The organism is Serratia sp. LSHTC3, from assembly GCF_057197125.1.
Genome location: NZ_JBXUNP010000006.1, coordinates 102,669 through 125,278 on the forward strand (window position 1 = coordinate 102,669; position 22,610 = coordinate 125,278).

Consider the following 22,610-nt stretch of genomic DNA (forward strand, 5'->3'; position numbering starts at 1 on the left):
GAGCGACCATGAGCACTGAATCCCACCTTCTTTACAGCCAACTGCCCGCCATCGACCGCCTGCTGCGTGAACCCGCGATTGAACCGCTGGTGGCGCAGCATGGCCAGACGCTGATCGGCGAACTGCTGCGCCGGCTGCAGGCCCAGGCGCGCGACGCGATCAAACAACGGCAACGCTTGCCGGCCTGGTGCGGCGACTGGCCGCAGGCGCTACGGGACGAGCTGGCCCGGCAGCAACGCCCGGCTTTGTTGCCGGTGTTCAACCTCAGCGGCACCGTGCTGCACACCAACCTCGGGCGCGCCCTGCTGGCGCAGCCGGTGAAGGATGCGGTGAACGCGGTGATGGGGGAGGCGGTGACGCTGGAGTACGATCTGGACGGCGCCGGGCGTGGCCATCGCGATCGGGCGGTGGCGAGTCTGCTGTGTCGGCTGACCGGCGCGGAAGACGCCTGCATCGTCAATAACAACGCGGCGGCGGTGCTGCTGATGCTGGCGGCGATCGCCCCCGGCAAAGAGGTGGTGGTGTCGCGCGGCGAGCTGGTGGAAATCGGCGGCGCGTTCCGCATTCCCGACGTGATGCGCCAGGCCGGCTGTCAATTGGTCGAGGTCGGCACCACCAACCGCACCCATCTGAAGGATTACCGCCAGGCCATCAACGAGCAGACTGGCTTGTTAATGAAAGTGCACACCAGCAACTACAGCATTCAGGGCTTTACCGCGGCGGTCGACGAGGCCGAACTGGCGCAGCTCGGGGCCGAACAGGGCGTGCCGACCGCCACCGATCTGGGCAGTGGCTCGCTGATCGATATGGCGCAGTACGGCCTGCCCGCCGAACCGATGCCGCAGCGGCTGCTGGCCGCCGGCGTCGATCTGGTGACGTTCTCCGGCGATAAGCTGCTGGGCGGCCCGCAGGCTGGCATCATCGTCGGCAAAAAGGCGCTGATCGCGCGTTTGCAGCAGCACCCGCTCAAACGCGCGCTGCGCGTCGGCAAGCTGACGCTGGCGGCTCTGGAGGCCACGCTGCGGCTCTATCTGCAGCCGGAAAAACTGGCTGAGCAGCTGCCGACGCTGCGGCTGCTGACCCGCCCACAGCAGGAGATGCAACAGACGGCCGAGCGGCTGCTGACGGCGCTGACGCCACGGTTCACCGCCGATTTCGAGCTGCGCGCCGAACCATGCTGGTCACAGATTGGCAGCGGTTCGCTGCCGGTGGATCGCCTGCCCAGCTATGCCCTGACCTTCACGCCGCGCGACGGCCGCGGTGCCACGCTGGAAGCGCTGGCCGAACGCTGGCGCCGTCTGCCGCAGCCGGTGATCGGCCGCCTCGGCGACGGCCGGCTGTGGCTGGATCTGCGCTGTCTGGAACAGGAAGGGGCGCTGATCGCAGCGCTGAGCGCATCATGATCATCGCCACCTCCGGCCATGTCGATCATGGCAAAACCACCCTGCTGCAGGCGATCTCCGGGATCAACGCGGATCGCCTGCCGGAAGAAAAGCGCCGCGGCATGACCATCGATCTGGGTTACGCCTACTGGCCGCAGCCGGACGGCCGGGTGCTGGGCTTTATCGACGTGCCCGGCCACGAGAAATTCCTCGCCAACATGCTGGCGGGCGTCGGCGGCATCGATCATGCGTTGCTGGTGGTGGCCTGCGACGACGGCGTGATGGCGCAAACCCGCGAGCATCTGGCGATCCTGCGCCTGAGCGGGCGCCCGGCGCTGACGGTGGCGCTGACCAAGGCCGACCGGGTGGACGCGGCGCGTATCGATGAGGTGCGCGGTCAGGTGCGTGACGAGCTGGCGGGCCAGGGCTGGCCCGATGCGCCGTTGTTCGTGACCGCGGCGGTGGCAGGCGAGGGCATCGAGGCGCTGCGCGCGCATTTGCTGGCGTTGTCGCCCGCTGAACATGCGCTGACGCGCCGTTTTCGCCTGGCGGTAGACCGCGCGTTCAGCGTCAAAGGGGCGGGGCTGGTGGTGACCGGTACCGCGCTCGGCGGCCGGGTGAAGGTGGGGGATACGCTGTGGCTGACCGGCGCCGACGCGCCGGTGCGGGTGCGCGGCCTGCATGCCCAGAATCAGACCGTGGAGCAGGCGCAGGCCGGGCAGCGCATTGCGCTTAACATCAGCGGCGATGTCGATAAAGAGCGGGTCGCGCGCGGCGATTGGCTGCTGGCGCAGCGTCCGCACGAAGCGGCGGAACGCATTCTGGTGGCGCTGGAGACGGATCGGCCGATCCGCCATTGGCAGCCGCTGCATCTGCACCATGCCGCCAGCCACATCACCGGGCGCATTTCGTTGCTGAACGACGGGCTGGCGGAACTGATCCTCGATCGTCCGCTGTGGTTGGCGCAGAACGATCGGCTGGTGCTGCGCGATATCGGCGCGCGGCAAACGCTGGGCGCGGCTCGGGTGCTCAGGCTGAATGCGCCCAAGCGCGGCAAGCGTCAGCCGGACTATCTGGCATGGCTGCAGGCCCTGGCGCTGGCGCAGGACGATGCGCAGGCGCTGGCGCTTGAATTGCCGCACGGCGCGCTGTCACTGGCGGCGTTCGCCTGGGCGCGTCAATTGACGGACGATGGCTTGGACGAGCTGCTGGCGAACCGCGATCTGCTGATCGTCGGTGACCGAGCGCTGGCGCAGGATCAGGTGCAACAGGCGGAAAGCCGCCTGCTGCAGGTGCTGGCGGAGTATCACCAACAGCACGCCGATCAGCTGGGCTTAGGGCGCGCCCGCCTGCGGCGCATGGCGCTGCCGCAGCAGCCTGAAGCATTGGTGTTTATGATGATCGATCGGCTGCTGCGGGCCGGCGCGCTGCGCAATACGCGCGGCTGGCTGCACCTGCCGGAACACGGCCTGGCGTTCAGTGCCGAAGAGGCGCCGCTGTGGGCGCGCATCGAACCGCTGTTCGGCGACGAACCGTGGTGGGTGCGCGATCTGGCGAGCGAATTGGGCGAGGAAGAGAGCCGGGTGCGCGCGCTGCTGCGCAAGGCGGCTCAGTTGGGCCATGTGACGGCGGTGGTGGTGGATCGCTATTACCTCAGCCGACGCATCGATCAGTTCGCGGCGCTGATCCGCGAGCTGGATGCGGAGCGCGGGGGCGCCAACGCCGCCGATTTCCGCGATCGGCTCGGCGTCGGGCGCAAGCTGGCGATCCAGGTGCTGGAGTTCTTCGATCGCAGCGGCTTTACCCGCCGCAAGGGCAACGAGCATCTGCTGCGCGACGGCGGGTTGTTCGGTAGCGAGTCCCCTACCCGATAAACCTGACGGCGGCCCGGCTGACGTCGGGCGTTTGGGCGGTGAGAAACGCCTGTAAACGTTCGATCAGCGGCCGTTTTGCCGATTCTTCCGGCCATACCAGATAGTAACCGTCGCCGGTGCGCACGGCGACGTCACAAGGCAGCACCAATAATCCCTCCTCAATCGTCCGCAGGCTCAGCGCCAGATCGCCGATCGAGACGCCGTGCCCGGCAATGGCTGCCGCGTTGCCCTGTTCCAGCGAATCAAATACCTGGCCGCGCATGAGATCGATCGGGGCCGCGATGCCGCTTTTCTGCAGCCAGCGCCGCCAGTCGCGCCGATCGGGCGACGGGTGGATCAGCGGGCAGGCGGCGAGATCCCGCTGCCCGTCGGCGAGCAGCGCGGGGGCGCAAATCGGGATCAGCCATTCGTCGAACAGCTTGGCGGCGGCGGTATTGGCGCCAAAATGGCCGTTGCCGAGCAGGATGGCGCAGTCGTAGGGTTCGCTGAAAAAATCCACGCTGTCGATGTCCATCCAGACGCTGGCTGCCTGCACCTCGAACGCCTGCGCCGTTTGCCGGAACCGGCTCAGGCAGTCCAGCAGCCAGCGCAGGGTCAGGGTGGAGGGCGCCTTCAGCCGCAGCAGATCGCGGTGGCTTCTGAACAGCTCGCAGGCTTGCTCGATGCGGCCAAACCCTTGCTGCAGCTCGGCGGCGAAGATTTTCCCCTGCGGCGTGACCTCGATACGCGGGCCGTTGCGCTGGAACAGCCGGCAGCCGAAGTGCTGCTCCAGCGTTTTGATGTGCTTGCTGACCGCGCTCGGGGTGAGATGCAGCTCCTCGGCGGCCAGCGTGAACGAGCCGGTGCGGGCGGCGCTTTCGAAGGCGCGCAGGGCGTAAAGCGGCGGAAGGGAACTGGCCATCGCGGCGTCTCTAATAATGAGTCTGATTCACAGTAAACGACAGGATTACTCCTTTTTCAAGGCGGGGGCGGCGGCATGATAATGGCGCGACGCCAACTGACTGAATGTGAGTGAAATAAAGATGAACCTGTCGTTGCTGGCGGCGTATTTCGCCGCCATTTTGTTGCTGATCGCCACGCCGGGGCCGGTGGTGGTGATGGTGGCCAACACCGCGGCGCGCTTTGGCGCCCGGCGTGCGCTGTTGACCGCGCTGGGCAGCAACGGAGCCTCCTTGTTGCTGATCGGCGTCGCCGCGCTGATTATCACCGGGCTGTTCGCCGTGGATATGCGCTTGCTGCAGTGGATAGGCCTGCTGGGTTGCCTGTTTATTGGCCGTATGGCGATCGTCTCGCTGTATGAGGATTTATCCGCGCGAGCCCCCGATGCGCAGCCCGTTGCGCCGCCGCAAAAACGCTCGGCGATCCTGAACGGTTTTCTGGTGGGCATCGCCAACCCCAAAGACATTATCTTCTTCGTCGCCTTTTTCCCGCAGTTCATCGCCGTCACCCCCTCGATCGGCGCCAGCCTGACGCTGCTGACCGCGCTGTGGGTGCTGGCGGACTTCGCCATTTTGCTGACCTATATCACCCTGCTGTCGGGAACGGCGCTGCAGCGCGCGCGGCGGGCGATCTCTGTCCTGTCGGCATTGCTGTTGTTGGCGGTGGCGGTGGTGGGAGCGGGGTATGCACTGTGGGGGTTGCTCGGCTGAAGCCGCATAAAAAACGCCGGTCGGGAAACCGGACCGGCGTTTTATCGTCGCGTTTACGCCGCGCCGTTCGGCTGCGGCGTGGGGTCGCCGTTGCGGCGTTTGCCGAGGAACAGCGCCACCAGCGTCAGCCAGCACAGGCCGCTGATGAGGTTGAACAGGTTGAACAGCCCGCTGCCGCCCCAGACGTAGGCGACCTTGGCCAGCTCGATGCCGACGGTGAACACCATCATGCTCAGCATGCCCATCGTGGCCGACACTGTGCCCTTGCTGACGTTGCTGGAGAACAGCGTCAGGCGGTACAGCCCGGCGTTGGCCAGGCCAATGCCGAAGGCGTACAGGCTCAGGCCGGCGGTCATCCACAGGTAGGCGTGGCTGGAGAACTGGGTCGCCAGCGCGGCGATCAGCAGCCCCAGCAGCATCGGGCCTGCGCCCAGCTTGATCAGGCGCTCCACGCTGTTTTTGCCGGTCAGGCGCGCCAGCGTCAGGTTGCCGAGGATCAGCGCGCCGAACACCGGGATCTGCAGCAGGCCGTAGTCCAACGTCGACAGCGACTCGCCGCTGATCAGGATCACCGGCGACTGGGCGATCCAGGCCAGCAGCGGCAGGCTGGCGAAACCGATCGCCAGGGCGCCGCACAGGAAGCGGCGGTTGCCCAGCACCTGGCGGTAGTCGCGCCACAGGTTGGCGGCGGAAAACGCCTCGCCCTGCAGCGTGGCGGTTTCCGGCATCGCTTTCCACAGGCCGTAGAAGGCGATGGCCGCCAGCGCCGCAAACAGCACAAACATGCTCTGCCACGGCGCGACGTGGATCAACGCCGCACCGGCCAGCGGCCCGAGCAGCGGGGCGATCAGCGCCACGTTAGCCATCAGGGCGGTGATTTTGATGCACACCGCCTCCTCGAACGACTCCTGGATGGTGGCGTAGCCGACCGCGCCGATAAAGCACAGGCCGATGCCCTGCAGGAAACGCATGGCGATAAACTGCTCGATGGTGGTGACCAGCAGGATCGCCAGGCAGGAGACGATGAAGAACGCCACCCCGGCCAGCATCACCGGGCGACGGCCGCGACGATCCGACAGCGGCCCGAGCAGCCACTGCAGGAAAATGCCGCCGGCCAGATAGGCGGTCATTGAGGTGGGCACCCACTCTTCGCCGGCGTTGAAATCCGCCACGACGGCCAGCATGCCCGGCTGAATCATATCGTTGCCGATATAGGTGGCGAACTCGAACAGCACCAGACAAAGAGGGAATAAAAGCGCCTGCCGGCCCAAACGTGCCGCAGGTGGTAATGTCGTTTTCATATTATTGTACTGATAGTAAAAGAGAAAAAGGAACTGCCAGGGCGGGAAGCGCAAACTGAGCGAGTTGTGGCGGCTATTTTGCCGCCAATTGTTCACCTTCGCAATCATAAGGTGTTGTTTAAGTGCATTCTGATATTTCGCTTTTGGGTTGTCGCCGAACGCCGTGCCCGATAACCTCTTCTTAACATATCAATATGACACAAGATCGGGCGAGCGTTTGAGCGAGAAAATCGGCTGGATAGACAACCTGCGGGCGATGGCGTGCATGATGGTGGTGATGATCCACGCCACCACCTATTACGTCACCAACGGCGCGGCGATAGGGTTGCACAACTGGGACATCGCCAACGTACTGAACTCGCTGTCGCGCGTGTCGGTGCCGCTGTTCTTTATGATTTCCGGCTACCTGTTCTTCGGCGAAAAGAGCGCCGGCCGGCGGCATTTCACCCGCATCATCTGCTGCATTCTGTTCTACAGCGCCATCGCGCTGATCTATATCGCGGCCTTCACCAAGATCGGTTTCTGGCCGTCGCTGCGCGGCATCCTGCAAAAGCCGGTGTTTTACCACCTGTGGTTTTTCTACGCCATCGCGGTGATTTACCTGCTGTCGCCGCTGATCGGCGTCAAGTCGGTGTCGCGCCGCTATCTGGCCGTCGCGCTGGTGGTGTTGGCGGCGATCGCCAACCCGAATACCGACAAGCTGGCCTTCGGCAACGCGCACCTGCTGCCGGTTAACCTCTATATCTACGGCGATACCTTCTACTACCTGCTGTATGCGTTGGCCGGGCGGGCGATTGGCATGATGGAGGCGCGCGGGCGCGCCGTGGGCTGGTTGGCGGCATTGGGATTTGCGCTGTGCGTGGCGCTGATCGCGCGCGGCACCAAGCATCAGCTGTTCATCAACGGCAACTTCGCCGATACCTACTACATCTACAGCGGCCCGCTGGTGTTTATGGCGGCGGTGGCGCTGCTGGTGTGGGTGAAACACTGTTTGCCGCAGCCGATCGGCTGGCTGAGCGTATTTTCCCGCCATTCGCTGGCGATTTACGGTTTTCACGCCCTTATCGTTAACGTGATGCGCAGCCGGCACCTGGATTTCACCGGCCACCCGCTGCTGGATATCTTCTGGGTGTTCGGCGTGGCGCTGGGGCTCAGCCTGCTGCTGTCTGTCGGCCTGCAGCGGCTGGATACCCGCCGGCTGGTGTCATAGCGGCGAGCGCTGGCGCTGCTGGGCGCGGCGCAGCTGCCGCCCGGAAGAAAAACCGGCCGCCAGCGCGGCCTTCTCCAACCCATACCCTTGCTGCAGGCGCTGTTGCGCCACCGCCAACCGCAGCTGCTCATGATATTCCCGTACGCTGATGCCGACGTGGCTGCGAAACAGCCGCGCCAGATGGCGGCTGCTGACGTGCGCCTTCTCCGCCACCTGCGGCACCGACCAGTCGGCTTCCGGCTCGGCGGCCATCACGTCCTGCGCGCGGTGCACCGCCGGGTGCAGGTGGTTGCGGTAACGCAGCCAGGGCGACAGTTGCGGATCGTCGCCGGCGCGGCGGAAATAAACCACCATGTCGCGTGCGACGTCGCGCGCCCGGCCGGAGCCGCAGTGGCGGTGGACCAGATGCAGCGCCAAATCGATGCCGGTGGTGATGCCCGCGCTGGTGTAGACGCCGCGGTCTTCGACGAAGATGCGGTTCTCTTTCACCTGCGCCGCCGGCGCCTGCAGGCGGATGCGTTCGATGACGTCGTGGTGGGTGGTGCACTGATAGCCGTCGAGCAGCCCGGCCTGCGCCGCCAGCAGCGCGCCGGAACAGATGCACACCAGGGTGATGCGCTGCTGCTGCAGATCGGGCCGCAGCGTCGCCAGCCAGCGGCGGGCCTGCTCGGCCTCTTCACCGGCGAAATAGCGCTGCGAATCGCCGACGCCCGGCAGCACCAGAATGGCGCCGTCTTCCAGGCGTTCGGGCAACGGCTGCAGGCCGCTCAGCGTCATGCCGATGGAGCAGACGACCTGCGGCGCCGGGCTGAGGTAACGCAGGCTGAACGACCCGGCGAGGCGCAGGGTTTCCGCCGGGCCGCTGACGTCGAGCGACAGCACGTTGGGCAACAGCAGAAAATAGACGGCCTGCGGCATGGTTACTCCTGTGCGAGTTGCGCCAGCGCCTCATCCACGCTGGCGATGCGGGCGAAACGATCGACCAGTACGGTTTCAGTATGCCGCTTCAGCTGCGCGGGGGTAAAGACTTCACCGTCGGGATGGCGCATCGGGAAGGTCAGCGTCGCCTCGGTGACGAAGGTCACCCGATAACCGAGATCGGACGCCACCCGGGTGGTGGTTTCACAGCACTGTTCGGTGCGGATGCCGGAGATGATCAGGTGGTTGATATCCCGCTCGCGCAGCCAGGCGTCGAGGCCGGATTCGGTCAGCGCATTGTGTACATGCTTATGCACGGTGATATCCGCCTGGTGGGTGAGGAACGGCAGGCGCTGCACGTGGCCTGAAGCCAGCGAGAACGGCCCCTGCGGCGAGACGTGCAGCACGTCGACCAGCGCCGCGCCGCGTTGCTGACAGCCCGCGATCAGACGGGTCAGCGCCTGTTGAAACGCCGGCAGATCGTCCTCCTGCCAGAATGGACGGTGCTGGAATGATTGCTGGACATCGATGATCAATAACGCGCTCTGTGACATTTTCGGCCCTCCGCCAGTGTGTGTAGCGACCATATTGCGCCGCTCATTACTCTGGCAGAAGGCCAAAAACGGCCATCATGATGACAACAGCGGACCGACCTTAGGCTTTGCTCACCTGGCCAGCCACCAGGCGCCCCTGATGGAAGGTGGCGCTGCGCGCCGGCAGGCGGGCGACCGCCTCGGCGGAACAGCTGGCGTTGACCAGCACGAACTCGGCGGCATCGCCGGCTTTCGGCCAGGCGCGCTGGCCCTTATCGTCCAGCGGCAGCACGCCGCCGGTGGCGATGGCCATGGCGCGCGACAGGTGATACTCGTCGGATCCGCGGTACAGCTGGGCGTACAGGTTGGCCTTTTCCAGGATGTCGCCGGTGCCGAACGGCGACCAGTGGTCGATCACGCTGTCGGTGCCGGTCATCACGAATACCCCTTTCTCGCTGAGCTGCGGCAGCGGCATCATCAGGCTGCCGATCGGCACCGTGGAGGCGATGGTGATCTGCTGCGCCGCCAGCCGGGTGGCGGTTTCCGCCAGTTCGCCCGGCGTCAGCGTGGTCAGGGCGAAAGCGTGGCTGATGGTGACCTTGCCGCGCAGCGCCGGGTTTTTCTCCACGGTGGCGATCATGTAGTTGATGGCGGCGACCCCGGCCGGGCTGGTTTCATGCAGGTGGATATCCACGCCTTTGCCGGTATCGAGGGCGATCTGGAACATGGCGTCCAGCGATTTCTCCATCGCGCCGTCGACGTTGGTCGGATCGAGCCCGCCGACGTACTGCACGCCCATCTGCATCGCTTCGCGCATCAGCGCATCGACTTTGGAGTGCAGCAGGCCGTGCTGCGGGAAGGCGACGATTTCACAGCTGAAGTCCGCCCGGTGGTTTTCCAGCGCGCGCTGCAGGTGCTCCAGGCTTTTCAGGCCGCTGACCGGATCGATATTGCAGTGGCTGCGCGCCACGGTGCTGCCTTTGGACTGCAGCAGGGCGATCAGATTTTCCGCCCGCTGCTGCGAGGTGGGCAGCAGTTTCGGGATCAGCGTCTGCTCCAGCGCGATCATGTCCATGATGGTTTTGCCCTGGCGCGGGCGCGGCGCTTGCCACGGGCCGCTGTAGAAGGTTTTGTCCAGGTGGATGTGCATATCGCGAAACGCCGGCAGCAGCAGCCGGCCCTGCGCCTGATAGCGGGGCACGCCGGCGGGCAACGCGGCGTTGGCGGCGTGAATGGCGGCGATCTTGCCGTCTTTGATCTCAAGCGTGTATAGCGCGGTGCGGGTGCCGATCACCGTGTCGCCGTCGTATTCAAAGCCGTCTTCCAGCCGCACCTCGCTCAGGCAGTAGTGGCGATCGGTCAGGGTCATCGGCGTTGGCGCACACGGCTCGCCGCCAGGAGACGCGGCCTGTGCCACGCCACCGGTCAGGCCGATCACCGCGCAGGCGGTGGTGAGTTTGCCGGTTTGGCTGAGGAAGGCTCTGCGGCCCGGTTGTTGAGGGTTTTCCACGTTCGGTTCCTTAATCCAGAGATGAGGGGTGAAAACATCCTCCAATTTAGGAGAGGAAGCGGCCGGTTGGCAGCGACATTTGCCACTGGTGACTATTCGATTTGGTAATGACCGGCGTGCGCCGGGGCAAGGATTTTCCTGGCTTGCTCTTTCGTAGCTTTAATGGCTACATTTGTAGTCATTAAAGCTACATTGAGGTTAGCGTGATGCACGAACCGATGCTCGAGCTGCTGTTCAGCGAATACCGTAGAAAAGTGCTAAGCCTGCTGTTTATTGAGCCCGGGCGAGCGTTTCACGTGCGGGAAATTGCGCGGCGTACCGCAACTCAGGCCGGGACTTTACATAAAGAGTTGAGCAGGCTGGCTGAGGGGGGCATTTTGCTCAGGCAGCGGCAGGGCAACCAAATTTGCTATCAGGCCAACGCTGATTGCCTGATTTTCCCAGAGCTGGCGGCTATTTTCCGCAAGGTTTGCGGGCCGGCGGAGTGCTTAAGGCAGACATTGGCAGCGTTTGGCGAAGCTATTGAACGCGCTTTTATTTTTGGTTCTGTCGCCAGTGGCAAAGCGACGGCGGCCAGTGATATCGATGTTCTGATTGTCGGCAAACTGTCTTTTGCGGAGGTGATTCAGGCGGTTTACCCGCTGCAGGAAACGCTGGGTCGGGAAATTAACCCCAAACTGTACTCGCCGGAAGAGTGGCGGGCGGCTTTGGCCGAGAACTCCGCGTTTATACAGGACATTATGCAGAAACCCCAACTTTGGATTGCGGGAGACAAGGATGACGCTGGACAATCTGGTCGGGCTGGGACTGGAGGTGATAACGCCTGACGCAGGGGCGATTAAAAAATTGCTGGCCGCCGCCGCGCGCAACCGACGCGATGCGGATATCACTCAGCTCAGCAATGAGAGCCGTTTCGACACGGCATATAAGGTGATCATGCAAATGGCTAATGCCGCTTTACAAGCCAAGGGGTACCGTACGCTGACCAGCAAACCCGGTCATCACCAGACCGTGATCCAAACGTTGCCGCTCACCGTAGGGTTGCCGCGCGAGGCAATGATCTGCCTGGATGCATTGCGAAAACAGCGCAATGTGGCGGATTACTCCGGCGATTTGGTGACGGACGCGGCGGTACAGGCTTGCCTTGAGCAGACCAAAGCGCTGTGGGTACGGATTATCGACTGGCTGCAGCGTGAATACCCGCCGATAGTGGCGTAAGCGATCTCACTTCAACCCGCAAAACACCGCCAGCCGCTGGGCCAGCGCCAGCGTGGCGGCGGGGGCGCCGTCGCGGTAGTAGAGCGCCAGTTCGAAGCTGTCTATCGGCGGCAATCCTTCGGCTTCGCCCAGCACCCGATGCGCTGGCAGACGGCAGCCGGCCGGCAGCAGGGTGACGCCCAGCCCGGCAGCGGAAGCGGCGGTTAACGCCGCCAGGCTGGCGCTGCTGTAGCCGATGCGCCAGCGTTTGCCGAGGTTGTCGAGCGCCTGGCACAGCTCGTCGCGGTACAGGCCGCTGAGCGGAAACACCGCCAGCGGCACCGGCGATTGCTCGATGGCCGGGAAGGCCAGGCTGTCCAGCCACAGCAGCGGTTCCGGCCGCGCGGCGCGCGGCGGTTGCTGACGGCGCTGCTTCACCAGGATCAGATCCAGCTCTTCACGCGCGTAGGCGCTGTGCAGATCGGCGCTCAGGCCGCTGGCGACGTCCAGCCGCAGGTGCGGGTGCTCGCGGCTGAATTCCGCCAGCAGCTCGGTGGTGGGCACGGCGAAATCTTCCGGCATGCCGATCCGCAGCACGCCGTCGCGCCAGATGCCGGTCAGCGCGTCATGGGCTTCTTCATTCAGCGCGATAATGCGGCGCGCGTAGCTCAACAGCTTGACGCCTTCTTCGGTCAGCAGCACCTGATGCGAGGAGCGCTCAAACAGCGGCTTGCCCAGCATCTCCTCCAGCCGGCGCACCTGCTGGCTGACGGTGGACTGCGACAAAAACACCCGCTCTGCGGCGCGGGTGAAGCTGTTGCTGTCGCACACGGCGACGAAGCTGAGCAGCAGCTGCGGATTGAACATCGGGTAGCGATTCATTTTCCCACTGTTGGCTATTTTATTATTTAATTTCCCAATACTAGCGGCGTTGCCTACAGTAACGCAACGCTGCGGCGATCGCACTGTGACGCCACACTCTTCATTTTGCAGTACCAGGAATATACCTTGTTAAATCATTCTGTTAATTCACCTTCTCCACGTCGCTGGTTCAACCCCCTGCTGCTGGCGCTGGTGTTGATCGGCCTGAACATGCGGCCGCTGTTGACCTCGATCGGCCCGTTGCTGCCGACGCTGCGCCAGGCCACCGGGCTGAGCTTTGGCGGCGCGGCGCTGCTGACCACGCTGCCGGTGCTGATGATGGGCCTGATGGCGTTGGCGGGTGGCGCCATCAACCGACTGTTCAGCGAACGCAGCGCCGTGGCGTTAAGTTTGTTGGCGATCGGGCTGGGCGCGCTCTGGCGCGAACTGGCCCCCGGCAGCGTGCAGCTGCTGATGAGTGCGGTGCTGGGCGGGCTCGGCATCGGGGTGATCCAGGCGGTGATGCCCGGCATCATCAAGCATCACTTCCTTAAAAGCATGGCGCTGGTGGCCGGGCTGTGGTCGGCGGCGCTGATGGGCGGCGGCGGGCTGGGTGCGGCGATCACCCCGTGGCTGATGAGTGCGGGCCACGACTGGCACAGCGCGCTGGCCTGGTGGGCGTTGCCGGCCCTGGTGGCGCTGCTGGCCTGGTGGCCGGTCAGCCGCGGGTTGTCTCGCCTGGGCGCGGCGGGTGAAAACCGCGGGCCAAGCCTGCTGCGCAACCGGCGCGCCTGGCTGCTCGGCGCCTATTTCGGCCTGATCAACGGCGGCTATACCAGCCTGATCGCCTGGCTGCCGCCGTATTACATGCAGCTCGGTTGGCAGCCGCAGGCCAGCGGTTCGCTGCTGGCGTTGATGACCTTCGGCCAGGTCGTGGGCGCGCTGCTGCTGCCGGCGCTGGCGCGCAATCATGACCGGCGGCCGCTGCTGCTGCTGGCGTTGATGATGCAACTGATCGGCTTTATCGGCTTGATTTACCTGCCGCAGACGCTGCCGTGGCTGTGGGTGCTGCTCTCCGGGCTGGGGCTGGGCGGCGCGTTCCCGCTGTGCCTGGTGCTGGCGCTCGATCACCTGCATCAGCCGGCGGCGGCCGGGCGACTGGTGGCCTTTATGCAGGGCGTCGGCTTCCTGCTGGCGGGCGTGACGCCCTACCTTTCCGGCCTGCTGCGCGACTACAGCGGCGGCTTCGTGCTGGACTGGCAGATCCACGCGCTGCTGGTGGTGGTGCTGATCGCCATTACCTGGCGCTTCCACCCGCACAGCTACCGGCGGGCGTTCGCCGAATAATATTTCTGTCATTGCCGCTCCCTATAGTGACGTTGCTTTTACTTCTGGGCGATAACAACGAAAAGGGACAATGACATGCACAACACCAAAACCCGGCTGGCGCTGCTGGTCGGCTGCATGGCGCTGAGCGCCAACCTGTGGGCCGACGCGCAGCCGGTGCAAGCGACGTTGGCTGGGCATGCGCTGCTGCCGGTGAAATCCGCCGTTTCCACACCGAAGGACGCGCCGAGCGATCTGCAACAGAGCGGCAAGTACACCAGCGGCAAACGCGTCACCGAGCTGGGCAGCGTGGCGGGCAAATCCGCCGATCGCCTGACCGGCCTCGGCCTGCCGATCGACGGTCAGCCGCTGCAGGGCCACTCCGGCATCAAACACATGCCCGACGGCACCTACTGGGTGCTGACCGACAACGGCTTCGGCAGTAAGGCCAATTCGCCGGACGCCATGCTGTACCTCAATCACTACAAGATCGATTTTAAAGACGGCACGGTCGCGCCGCTGAAGACGGTGTTCCTGCACGATCCGGATAAAAAGGTGCCGTTCCATATCATCAACGAGAGCACCGAGAAGCGTTATCTGACCGGCAGCGATTTCGATCCGGAAAGCTTCCAGTTTGCCGACGATGCCTTATGGATCGGCGAAGAGTTTGGGCCTTACCTGATCAAGGCCGACCTGAACGGCAAAGTGCTGGCGGTGTTCGACACCCTGGTGGACGGCAAAGTCGTGAAATCGCCGGACAACCCGACGCTGACCCTGCCGGGCGCGCCGGATGGCAAGCAGAACTTCCAGGTGGCGCGCTCCAAAGGCTTTGAAGGTATGGCCGCCTCGCCGGACGGCAGCAAGCTGTACCCGCTGCTGGAAGGGGCGCTGTGGGACGGCGAGCAGTTCGAGAACGTCGGCGGCAAACGCTACCTGCGGGTGCTGGAGTTCGACGTGAAACAGCAGGCCTGGACCGGCCGCAGCTGGCAGTACGTGCTGGAAGACAACCAGAACGCCATCGGCGACTTCAACATGATCGACGCCACCCACGGGCTGGTGATCGAGCGCGACAACGGCGAAGGCACGCCGGATAAAGCCTGCGCCGCCGGCGCGCCGACCGCCAACTGCTTCAGCCAGGTTGCCAAGTTTAAGCGGGTATATAAAATCGCCTTCTCGGACGCCAACGTCGGCAAACCGGTCGAGAAACTGGGTTATATCGACCTGATGAACATTCAGGACCCGAACAAGCTGGCGCGCAAGCCGCTGAACGACGGCGTGCTGACCTTCCCGTTCTTCACCATCGAGAACGTGGACGTGGTGGACGCCAACCATATCATCGTCGGCAACGACAACAACTTCCCGTTCTCCTCCAGCCGCCAGCCCAATATGGCGGATGACAACGAGTTCATCCTGCTGGACGTGAAGGATTTCCTGAAGTAGCTCCCCCCGGCCGCCGAATCGCCGGCGGCCGCCATTTCCCGCTTAGCGCAGCGAACAAACTGCGCTATAATCAGCGCCTTGCTTCTTATCTTCTCCAAGGAAGATCCTCGTCCCCGGTGGGGCGGCCGGACTTCAAATCCGGTTGGGGCCGCCAGCGGTCCTGGGCAGGTTCGACTCCTGTGATCTTCCGCCAAAGCTTGTCCGGGTAGTTCCTGAAAATTCCATTAAAATGCATAAAATCAATTGATTATGTGATTTTATTGTCCGCTGGTGTCCGTGCGTTACCGCCTGAATCCGAGAAAAATGTGTATAATGGTGCGTATAATTTTTTTATACACAGAATCCACTTATACACATGCTCCTAACTGACATACAAATTCGACGTTCCAAGCCGCAGGAAAAGCCCTACACCCTCAACGATGGCCAAGGCCTGTCTCTCCTTATCAACACTGACGGGAGTAAAGGTTGGCGTTTTCGCTATCGCTATGCCGGAAAAGCCAAGCTAATGTCCTTTGGTACCTACCCTTTGGTAACGCTGGCCGACGCGCGGGAAAAGCGCGGAGAGGCCCGTAAGCAAGTTGCTAATGGCATTGACCCTGTAGCCGAGAAAAAGGCGCAAAAGCTCGCTCAGAAGCTTTCTGTTGAGAATTCCTTTGAAGCTATTAGCCGCGAGTGGCACACGAACAAGGCTGACCGGTGGACTCTGGCTTACAGAGAAGAAATCATGCGCACCTTTGAGCAGGATGTGTTTCCGTATATTGGTCAACGCCCCATTGCCGAAATTAAGCCGTTAGAGCTGCTGGAAGTGCTGCGGCGCATTGAGAAGCGTGGGGCATTGGAGAAAACCCGTAAGGTACGCCAGCGCTGCGGAGAGGTCTTCCGTTACGCAATTATTACCGGCAGAGCGGAGTACAACCCAGCACCAGATCTCGCCAGTGCGCTGGCTGTGCCTAAGCAAAAGCACCATCCGTTCCTTTCGGCTGAAGAACTGCCTTACTTTGTTAAGGACTTGGAAGGGTATACCGGCAGCATCATCACGAAGAATGCAGCGAAGATCGTTATGCTGACCGGCGTCCGCACGCAAGAAATGCGCTTTGCTACATGGGAGGAAATTGATTTTGAGCGGGGTATCTGGGAGATTCCCGCCGAGCGCATGAAAATGCGCCGCCCGCATTTGGTGCCACTCTCCACACAGGTAATTGAGTTGTTTAAGCAACTAGAACCGATCACCGGTCACTATCCTTACATTTTCATTGGACGAAACAACCGTAGAAAGCCTATAAGTAAGGAAAGTGTGAATCAGGTAATAGAACTGTTGGGATATAAGGGACGAGCAACTGGTCACGGTTTCAGGCATACGATGTCCACTATCCTGCATGAGCAGGGTTTTGAGTCTGCATGGATTGAGATGCAGCTAGCGCATGTAGATAAGAATAACATTCGTGGTATCTATAACCATGCTCAGTATCTTGACGGCAGGAATCGCATGCTTCAATTTTATGCCGACCAACTATACCCCAGGAAATAATTATTAGTTAACTGATTAAGGGTGATTAAAATGTCTTATTTTTTTGATACAGCAGTAAATATCGAAGGTAATACCAAGCTTAGAGCTCCGCAGATCGAAGCCTATATAAAAATAAAAGACTTCTTCAGTGATGTAGAAAATAAAGAGGCTCTAGTTGTCCTACCTACAGGCACAGGAAAAAGTGGCCTTATCTCAATAGCTCCGTTTGGCGTTGCACATAAAAAAGTTTTAATTATCACCCCAGGGCTTATCACAAAAGATAGCATCAGAAAAACCCAAGAAGTTCTCGCTGATAATTTTTGGGTAAACTTCGATGTTGTATTTAGCAGTAAAGACATACCCATTGTTAATGAATATTCTGCTGAGTTATCAGACGAACACCTTTTAAGTAGTCACATTGTTTACTCTAATATACAAAAGGTTTCATCAACTCGCGATAATGCATTAATCAATAGGGTTCCTTCGGATTTCTTTGATTTAATTATTATTGATGAGGCTCATCATGCACCTGCTCAGAGCTGGCGTGATACGCTCCGTTATTTCTCTAATGCGAAAGTACTTCACGTAACAGGAACGCCCTACCGGGGAGATAATCAGGAAATTCCTGGAGTAAAAATCCATGAAACACCTTTGTCTGAGGTCATGAGAGATAAATATGTAAAATGGTTAAGAAAAGAAACAGTAAATGCGCATGAGTTATTTTTTTCAACTCCAGAGCAACCCGGTGTAAAATTATCTAAAGAGCAAATACTAATGCTTAAGGATAAAGAATGGATTGAAAAAAGTATCGCATTATCTAAAGAGTGCTCTTTAGATGTTATAGACCATAGCATTAGTAAACTCAGAGAACTTAAAGAGGCCTCGCCAAACGTTCCTCACAAGATTTTAGCTGTGGGTTGTAGTATCGCTCATGCTGAAGATTTACTTACTTGGTATAAAGATAGAGGCATGACTTCTGTAATAGTACATAGTGAAATGGAACAAAATGAATTAGCTGATGCATTAATGAAAGTTGAACATCATCAGTGTGATGTTGTCATTTCCGTTAATATGTTAATGGAAGGCTATGACCATAAATATTTAACTGTTCTTGCTATATTTAGGCCATATAGAAGCCTTAATGCTTTTGCTCAAGTCGTCGGTCGTATTTTACGAGTTATTCCTGAATCTGAAATCAAACATTTCGAAATTGATAATAATGGAATAGTGATTTTTCATGAGGAAATAGGCTTAAATGTCATGTGGGAAAATTTCCAGAATGAGGTAGAAAAAGCTCGTAGAGCGACTGTACGCGAGTATACGTTCACTGACAGAGACTATGTTGAAAGAGACAACGAATTAGCAGGAGTAGAAAGTGAAAGCGCTTATGTCAGCGATAAAGACTCTTACTTAAATGACATTGATTTCAATGCATTATTCGAACAAAAACGCCATGAGATAAGCGATTCAGTAAACCAGCAAATAGAGAAAATTAGACTGTCTGGCCTAGACCTTCCAGAGGATACATTAGAAGAGTTACGCCAGAAATTAGCAGAAAAAGAAGTTCAGAAAGCTGCTGAATACATTGACCCTGAGTTAATTGAGAAAAGACCTCACCAAGCAAGAAAATTAATGAGGGATATTCTGAAAACACGCACTCAAGATGCGGCATCTAATCTACTGATTGATAATGGTATTGGTGAGAAAAGCTCAGAGCTTTATCCGATTTTTAGCCGTTACATGCCATATTTAAAGACAACTGAGGCTAATGATGCTATATTAGTAAGATATGTTTTTCTAAAGCTAGCCAAAGCTTATGGCCCAGTTGATAAGCGAGATAACAAAGCCCTTCTCCAATCGATTAATGATTTAGATAAGGTTCTCGCAGAAGTTGAGAGGATGATTAAATGACAAACTATACTCAAATCATGAAAGAGATTAATAAAATAATTTCTTTTTGCATGGTAAAAGGGGTGCAGCCTCATGAGTTGGTTACATCTATTTTTGAGCGTGAATATCAACACATCGAAACTTATAAGAAAGGTGAGCTAGTTCATTTCATTTTAACTTATTCAGATATTCATGATGATGGTGTCAATTTAATTAAAATGAAATATGTCTATAACGATAGACAACAATTACTATCGATTGCTCAAAAAATTGATTCCTCAAGCTATAAGATCCAATGGGATCGCAGTGAAAAGCTTGATGCACTGCTCAGTAACTTGGCATCGCAGTTGCCTAAGAACAGTTCGATTATCGGTCAACTTAGAGAGGCGATTCCTGATGATTTTAAAACTATTTTTTATCCAGTTTTAAAAGTTGCCTGATAGTTCAGCTCCTTCATATCAAAGCCGCCAGCTGGCGGCTTTTTCATACTCGCCACCATCGCACCTCAGACGCACCACGCGCGCACGATCACAACCAACTACTAACGAACCAACATCAACCACGCCCGTGCCGTTACAACGCACTCAGACAATAATTATTAATATTAAACACCACCGCTGGCGCGCAATGCTATCCCCGCCTCGCCTGCGCGCTTCATGTGTCGCTTTTCATGCAGTTGCATGAACGGCCGCAGACCGCGCCAGTACTGGTGCGGCAGGGGATGAAAAGTGCATTTTCTTGCATGCAAAATCATGCACTCTATGCATGCACGCGCAATTTTAGGCTGGCTAGCCAGGAAAAAGGCTGTTTTGGGCGAGGCGGAAGGGGAATGCCCCGCGGTGCTGTCGAGAGCGGCGGGGCGGAGAATGCTTAGTGCAGAGTAGGATTGCTGTTGTAACGGCGATAGCGGTTCAACGTCCGCTTCTCCGGCGGTGGCAAGGCGTTCTCATCGACCGGTTGCGCTTGTATCGGCTGGCACAGGATTTTATCGACGCTTTCCACCGTCTTGAATGTGCAAGAACAGGTCAGGCTTTGACATTGGTAATACGCCTCTTTCGTGCGATCCGTGATATAGCGACTGGTGCGTGTATAGGACGAATGGGTGCACAGCGGGCAGCGCATCATGATTGTGCCCCTTTCTGCTGCAAGCGTTGACGTTTTTCCACTAATTCTGTTACCCCTTGCATCTGGCGCATCGGGCATCTTTGTCGCTCCCGCAATACGCCGGTTTCTTCTGGTATCGTCAGGCCAATCTCATTAAGCACCGGGTGGTCGATATTTTGCGTAGCCATGGTAGCGCGAATGCGGCCTTGTAGTGCGCCCTGTACCTGTAGCTCAATCATCCTCATCGGATTGTCCGCATAGACGCCGTAAGCCCGTGAAGCCAGTGCACACGCCTTGATAACGTCAGGGCTGATTAGCGCCTTGCTCAGCGCATCCACTGCCTGATGCATCGCGTGAGCTGCAAAGGTCGTGAGGGCGTCTTTGTGCGCGTTCATCACCTTCGGGGCTGTGCCGCCGCAGTTGAGGTGAAGCTGCATTTTGTCCAGCTCCATCTCCTCAATCAGTCCGTCGAACTCTTTCGCCAGCTCCCGCTTGGAAATCCGGCTGTGGTGTTGCGCTTGCAGTTCCGGCGTCATTTCTCCGCGCAGTTTACGAAACAGGGTGCGCCACTGGCTTTCTGCCTCCTGGCTCTGCACTTCGGTGTCTTTCTTCTGTTGGTGGCAGCGGGCAATGCCGGTTACGACGTCGGTCAACGCCTGATAGTTTTTGTCGTGGGCGGTGCGAGCGTCACGCAGGGCTTGCAGTTTATCGGTGATGTATTTCGGTAAGGCGGTGGTGCTCATGGTCGTGTCTCCGGTGTCAGTCAATGTGAGGCAATTCTGCTGACCGCCGTACAACATCGCCATTCATCCCGGTTGGACTGTCCCCAGGACAACAGCCTTGAGCACTGATGAGAAAACCATCAAGCCGTTTTTAGTTTTACCTAAAACTATTCACTACTGTTCACCTAAATAAAAAATATATATAAATCAGTAAATAAGAGAGTGAACAGTTTTCTATAAACTCTTCACCCGGTGTTCACTACTGTTCACCCGGCCCAAAACGACCTTTTCCCTGGCTAGCGGTGGTTAGTCTGTTTATACCTATTTATAAGCGATGAATTCATTGCTGAAATCTATGGGGTAATGTTGAGGAAGGGTGAGGAGTGGTGAGGATTGCTGAACTATTATAATTTTCTGTTTTTATGACCATTTCTTGACGGGCCACACAACAACACCTTGTTGCCACCCCGGTAAATATTCACATAATAGGGCGCTACCGAAGTTCACACAGTCCCGGCCAGCGTTGGCCGGACACCAAGAGGTAGCGTTTTTATGTTGACCGTTTCCACCCCCGCCCCATCCACTCTGTCGCCGGTGCTTCCTGGTGGTTACACCCCGCGCGAGCGCTTTATCCGCCTGCCGGAAGTGCTCTACACCACCGGCCTGTCCCGCTCCACCGTGTACGAGATGATGAGCCGCAAGCAGTTCCCGGCTCAGGTCTCCCTCGGCGGTAAAAACGTCGCCTGGCTGGCCTCCGAGGTCGAGCAGTGGATGGACGAACGTATCGCCAACCGTCACCAGGGGGCCGCCGTATGATGCAGTTAACCTTGGGTCGCCAGCATTTCACCCTCGATGAGCGTGACGCGCTGTTTGTGGCGGAAGCTATCCTGTTGCAGCGTAAAGAGCCTGGCGTCGTCTTACCGGAGCACCGCAGCGACAAACACGGCGTTATTCGTCTGGCGAGTCGCCAGGCCGAGCCGGAGCCGCTGACCTGCGCGGTTGCCGATACTCGCAACGACCCGCTTACCGACTGTTGATCACTATGCGATCGATTGAACGTCCGGGGGCGTCTTACGGCTTGCCCCCACGTCCGGCCCTGCGCTATAGTCCTCCCGCTGCCGCAAAATCGGCAGCCGGGCGTGAGAACCCGAGTTACTTATTGGCGACACAACACGCGCCAGGCGTGTTTTTTTATGTCGTGGCCTTTGTGCGCTCATTTTTTGCGCGGTGGATGTTATGCTATCGCAGCAGTCAATCAATGGTGGCTCAGGCGGGGCAGCCTTCGGGCTGGCCGGTTTCCAATAAGGCCGGTTTCTCACCCCCGTCTGGGCTACCACCCTTGCGTGAGAACTTCGGTGGTAGCAATAACCAATACTTATTGGAGGCTGCCACCATGGCTACGACCCTCACCCCGACTCACCCGACATTCTGCTTTCTGTTTGCGGCTGTACGCCGGTCTGCGCTGACCGCTTCACCGCGTATCGTGCGCACCGTGGCGGATACCGAACGCAACGCCCGCCGTCTGCTGGCCCGTGATTATGTGTTGTCCTTTGCCGGTCGTCTGCCGGTTAAGGCGGCAGCATGAACACCCTGGCCGACCGTTATTACCGCGATACCCATTACCCTATCCCGCACGCTGATTTTCTGCGTCTCCAGCATGCGCACGCCACCGGCGTGCTGTTCCTCGACCTGCTGGATACCCTCGACCTCGGCGGGCAGCGCCCCGACGCTGAGCAACAGGCGTCGTTTGCCTCGGTCATTGCCTTACTGACCGACCAGCTCGGCCACGTTGTCCACACCTGTGAATCCCAAATCCTTGCCCGCATGGAGGCCACCGCCGCATGAACACTGCATCCTGTTTACCGATTGAAGTCCGTACCGCCGTTTTCCGTCGCGCCGTGGCACAAGCCTATCTGGACACCTGCGCCTTTTACCGGGTGAGCCTCGGGTACACGCTGGATGAGCTGCAGATGACGATTGCCCTGCGCCTGGAGGGGCACTTTGTACGTCAGTACGGCGCAGAAGACGGCATGGATATGGCGTGCACCCTGCTGAGTGACATGGTGCAGCCGGACGTTCTGGTGGCCGCGCCGCGCCTGACCGCGCTGGGGCAAAAGATGATGGACGAACTGTGCTGCGAGCGCCTGTCGGCGGCACAGCATGCCACCGTACACTGAGGAGAGAAA

General features: G+C 59.3%; 24 protein-coding genes and 1 tRNA gene. 17 read left to right on the forward strand and 8 right to left on the reverse strand.

Translation table 11 applies throughout. The features are described 5' to 3' along the window. The first annotated feature begins 8 nt into the window (after positions 1 to 8). A complete protein-coding gene (selA, locus tag AC2CGI_RS20390; protein ID WP_076741168.1) occupies positions 9 to 1,403 on the forward strand; it encodes an L-seryl-tRNA(Sec) selenium transferase in 1,395 nt (464 codons plus the stop codon). Further along, a complete protein-coding gene (gene selB / locus AC2CGI_RS20395; RefSeq protein ID WP_076741167.1) occupies positions 1,400 to 3,256 on the forward strand; it encodes a selenocysteine-specific translation elongation factor in 1,857 nt (618 codons plus the stop codon). Before selA ends, selB begins: the two co-directional genes overlap by 4 nt. Here the strand turns inward: selB and AC2CGI_RS20400 are convergent. Further along, the gene (locus tag AC2CGI_RS20400) at positions 3,246 to 4,157 is read right to left on the reverse strand and encodes a LysR family transcriptional regulator (RefSeq protein WP_015376176.1); all 912 of its coding nucleotides are present in this window, start codon (positions 4,155 to 4,157) and stop codon (positions 3,246 to 3,248) included. The genes selB and AC2CGI_RS20400 overlap by 11 nt on opposite strands. Before the next feature lie 121 nt (positions 4,158 to 4,278). On the opposite strand from AC2CGI_RS20400, the gene AC2CGI_RS20405 reads away from it, so the two are divergent. After that, positions 4,279 to 4,905, forward strand: coding sequence for a LysE family translocator (locus AC2CGI_RS20405; protein WP_075684580.1), 627 nt, complete (start codon positions 4,279 to 4,281; stop codon positions 4,903 to 4,905). Between the two features lie 53 nt (positions 4,906 to 4,958). Here AC2CGI_RS20405 and AC2CGI_RS20410 read toward each other — a convergent pair whose 3' ends face one another. After that, a complete protein-coding gene (locus AC2CGI_RS20410) occupies positions 4,959 to 6,206 on the reverse strand; it encodes an MFS transporter (RefSeq protein WP_004934040.1) in 1,248 nt (415 codons plus the stop codon). A gap of 217 nt (positions 6,207 to 6,423) precedes the next feature. Here AC2CGI_RS20410 and AC2CGI_RS20415 point away from each other — a divergent pair, with 217 nt between their 5' ends. Next, positions 6,424 to 7,416 carry an acyltransferase gene (locus tag AC2CGI_RS20415; protein ID WP_021504144.1) on the forward strand — a complete coding sequence of 331 codons (993 nt, stop codon included), beginning with the start codon at positions 6,424 to 6,426 and terminating at the stop codon, positions 7,414 to 7,416. On the opposite strand, the gene AC2CGI_RS20420 is transcribed toward AC2CGI_RS20415, so the two are convergent. From AC2CGI_RS20420 to AC2CGI_RS20430, 3 genes are all read right to left on the reverse strand, one after another. After that, positions 7,411 to 8,334 carry a GlxA family transcriptional regulator gene (locus tag AC2CGI_RS20420; protein WP_021504143.1) on the reverse strand — a complete coding sequence of 308 codons (924 nt, stop codon included), beginning with the start codon at positions 8,332 to 8,334 and terminating at the stop codon, positions 7,411 to 7,413. The genes AC2CGI_RS20415 and AC2CGI_RS20420 overlap by 6 nt on opposite strands. A 2-nt stretch (positions 8,335 to 8,336) precedes the next feature. Then, the gene (locus tag AC2CGI_RS20425; RefSeq protein ID WP_004934049.1) at positions 8,337 to 8,888 is read right to left on the reverse strand and encodes an isochorismatase family protein; all 552 of its coding nucleotides are present in this window, start codon (positions 8,886 to 8,888) and stop codon (positions 8,337 to 8,339) included. Between the two features lie 100 nt (positions 8,889 to 8,988). Beyond that, positions 8,989 to 10,377: an amidohydrolase family protein gene (locus AC2CGI_RS20430; protein WP_076741166.1), complete on the reverse strand. Its 1,389-nt coding sequence runs from the start codon at positions 10,375 to 10,377 to the stop codon at positions 8,989 to 8,991. A 206-nt stretch (positions 10,378 to 10,583) separates the two neighbouring features. Here AC2CGI_RS20430 and AC2CGI_RS20435 point away from each other — a divergent pair, with 206 nt between their 5' ends. Continuing rightward, positions 10,584 to 11,204 (forward strand): nucleotidyltransferase domain-containing protein, encoded by a 621-nt coding sequence (locus tag AC2CGI_RS20435; RefSeq protein ID WP_021504141.1) that lies wholly within the window; start codon positions 10,584 to 10,586, stop codon positions 11,202 to 11,204. Further along, entirely contained in the window at positions 11,155 to 11,595 is a 441-nt protein-coding gene (locus tag AC2CGI_RS20440; RefSeq protein ID WP_021504140.1) for a hypothetical protein, read from the forward strand. The genes AC2CGI_RS20435 and AC2CGI_RS20440 overlap by 50 nt, the downstream gene beginning before the upstream one ends. A 6-nt stretch (positions 11,596 to 11,601) precedes the next feature. Here the strand turns inward: AC2CGI_RS20440 and AC2CGI_RS20445 are convergent, their stop codons facing one another. Then, the gene (locus tag AC2CGI_RS20445) at positions 11,602 to 12,456 is read right to left on the reverse strand and encodes a LysR family transcriptional regulator (RefSeq protein ID WP_076741165.1); all 855 of its coding nucleotides are present in this window, start codon (positions 12,454 to 12,456) and stop codon (positions 11,602 to 11,604) included. Positions 12,457 to 12,582: 126 nt separating this feature from the next. On the opposite strand from AC2CGI_RS20445, the gene AC2CGI_RS20450 reads away from it, so the two are divergent. The 6 genes from AC2CGI_RS20450 (at position 12,583) to AC2CGI_RS20475 (ending at position 19,038) form a co-directional block, all read left to right on the forward strand. Beyond that, positions 12,583 to 13,782, forward strand: coding sequence for a cyanate transporter (locus AC2CGI_RS20450; RefSeq protein WP_076741164.1), 1,200 nt, complete (start codon positions 12,583 to 12,585; stop codon positions 13,780 to 13,782). Positions 13,783 to 13,857: 75 nt separating this feature from the next. Next, entirely contained in the window at positions 13,858 to 15,201 is a 1,344-nt protein-coding gene (locus tag AC2CGI_RS20455; protein ID WP_484593965.1) for an esterase-like activity of phytase family protein, read from the forward strand. 98 nt (positions 15,202 to 15,299) lie between these two features. Next, positions 15,300 to 15,394, forward strand: a tRNA-Sec gene (locus AC2CGI_RS20460). 162 nt (positions 15,395 to 15,556) lie between these two features. Further along, positions 15,557 to 16,729 (forward strand): tyrosine-type recombinase/integrase, encoded by a 1,173-nt coding sequence (locus AC2CGI_RS20465; protein WP_130054970.1) that lies wholly within the window; start codon positions 15,557 to 15,559, stop codon positions 16,727 to 16,729. 30 nt (positions 16,730 to 16,759) lie between these two features. Next, positions 16,760 to 18,619, forward strand: coding sequence for a DEAD/DEAH box helicase (locus tag AC2CGI_RS20470; protein WP_130054969.1), 1,860 nt, complete (start codon positions 16,760 to 16,762; stop codon positions 18,617 to 18,619). Further along, positions 18,616 to 19,038 carry a hypothetical protein gene (locus tag AC2CGI_RS20475; RefSeq protein WP_130054968.1) on the forward strand — a complete coding sequence of 141 codons (423 nt, stop codon included), beginning with the start codon at positions 18,616 to 18,618 and terminating at the stop codon, positions 19,036 to 19,038. The genes AC2CGI_RS20470 and AC2CGI_RS20475 overlap by 4 nt, the downstream gene beginning before the upstream one ends. A gap of 430 nt (positions 19,039 to 19,468) precedes the next feature. Here AC2CGI_RS20475 and AC2CGI_RS20480 read toward each other — a convergent pair whose 3' ends face one another. Together AC2CGI_RS20480 and AC2CGI_RS20485 are read right to left on the reverse strand one after the other, a co-directional pair. After that, the gene (locus AC2CGI_RS20480) at positions 19,469 to 19,723 is read right to left on the reverse strand and encodes an ogr/Delta-like zinc finger family protein (RefSeq protein WP_033645096.1); all 255 of its coding nucleotides are present in this window, start codon (positions 19,721 to 19,723) and stop codon (positions 19,469 to 19,471) included. Then, the gene (locus AC2CGI_RS20485) at positions 19,720 to 20,445 is read right to left on the reverse strand and encodes an NAD-dependent aldehyde dehydrogenase (RefSeq protein ID WP_130054967.1); all 726 of its coding nucleotides are present in this window, start codon (positions 20,443 to 20,445) and stop codon (positions 19,720 to 19,722) included. Before AC2CGI_RS20485 ends, AC2CGI_RS20480 begins: the two co-directional genes overlap by 4 nt. A 531-nt stretch (positions 20,446 to 20,976) precedes the next feature. Between AC2CGI_RS20485 and AC2CGI_RS20490 the strand changes: the two genes are divergently transcribed. Genes AC2CGI_RS20490 through AC2CGI_RS20510 form a run of 5 tightly spaced genes read left to right on the forward strand, consistent with a single transcriptional unit; the run spans position 20,977 to position 22,601 of the window. Further along, positions 20,977 to 21,240, forward strand: a complete 264-nt coding sequence (locus AC2CGI_RS20490; RefSeq protein ID WP_130054966.1) for a helix-turn-helix transcriptional regulator — start codon at positions 20,977 to 20,979, stop codon at positions 21,238 to 21,240. After that, positions 21,237 to 21,461, forward strand: a complete 225-nt coding sequence (locus AC2CGI_RS20495) for a hypothetical protein (RefSeq protein WP_130054965.1) — start codon at positions 21,237 to 21,239, stop codon at positions 21,459 to 21,461. Before AC2CGI_RS20490 ends, AC2CGI_RS20495 begins: the two co-directional genes overlap by 4 nt. A gap of 5 nt (positions 21,462 to 21,466) precedes the next feature. Continuing rightward, on the forward strand, positions 21,467 to 22,009 hold the full coding sequence (locus tag AC2CGI_RS20500; RefSeq protein ID WP_130054964.1) for a host cell division inhibitor Icd-like protein: 543 nt from the start codon (positions 21,467 to 21,469) through the stop codon (positions 22,007 to 22,009). Then, positions 22,006 to 22,269, forward strand: coding sequence for a hypothetical protein (locus tag AC2CGI_RS20505; RefSeq protein WP_130054963.1), 264 nt, complete (start codon positions 22,006 to 22,008; stop codon positions 22,267 to 22,269). Before AC2CGI_RS20500 ends, AC2CGI_RS20505 begins: the two co-directional genes overlap by 4 nt. Further along, positions 22,266 to 22,601 (forward strand): DUF5375 family protein, encoded by a 336-nt coding sequence (locus AC2CGI_RS20510; protein WP_060431234.1) that lies wholly within the window; start codon positions 22,266 to 22,268, stop codon positions 22,599 to 22,601. Before AC2CGI_RS20505 ends, AC2CGI_RS20510 begins: the two co-directional genes overlap by 4 nt. Positions 22,602 to 22,610: the final 9 nt, after the last annotated feature.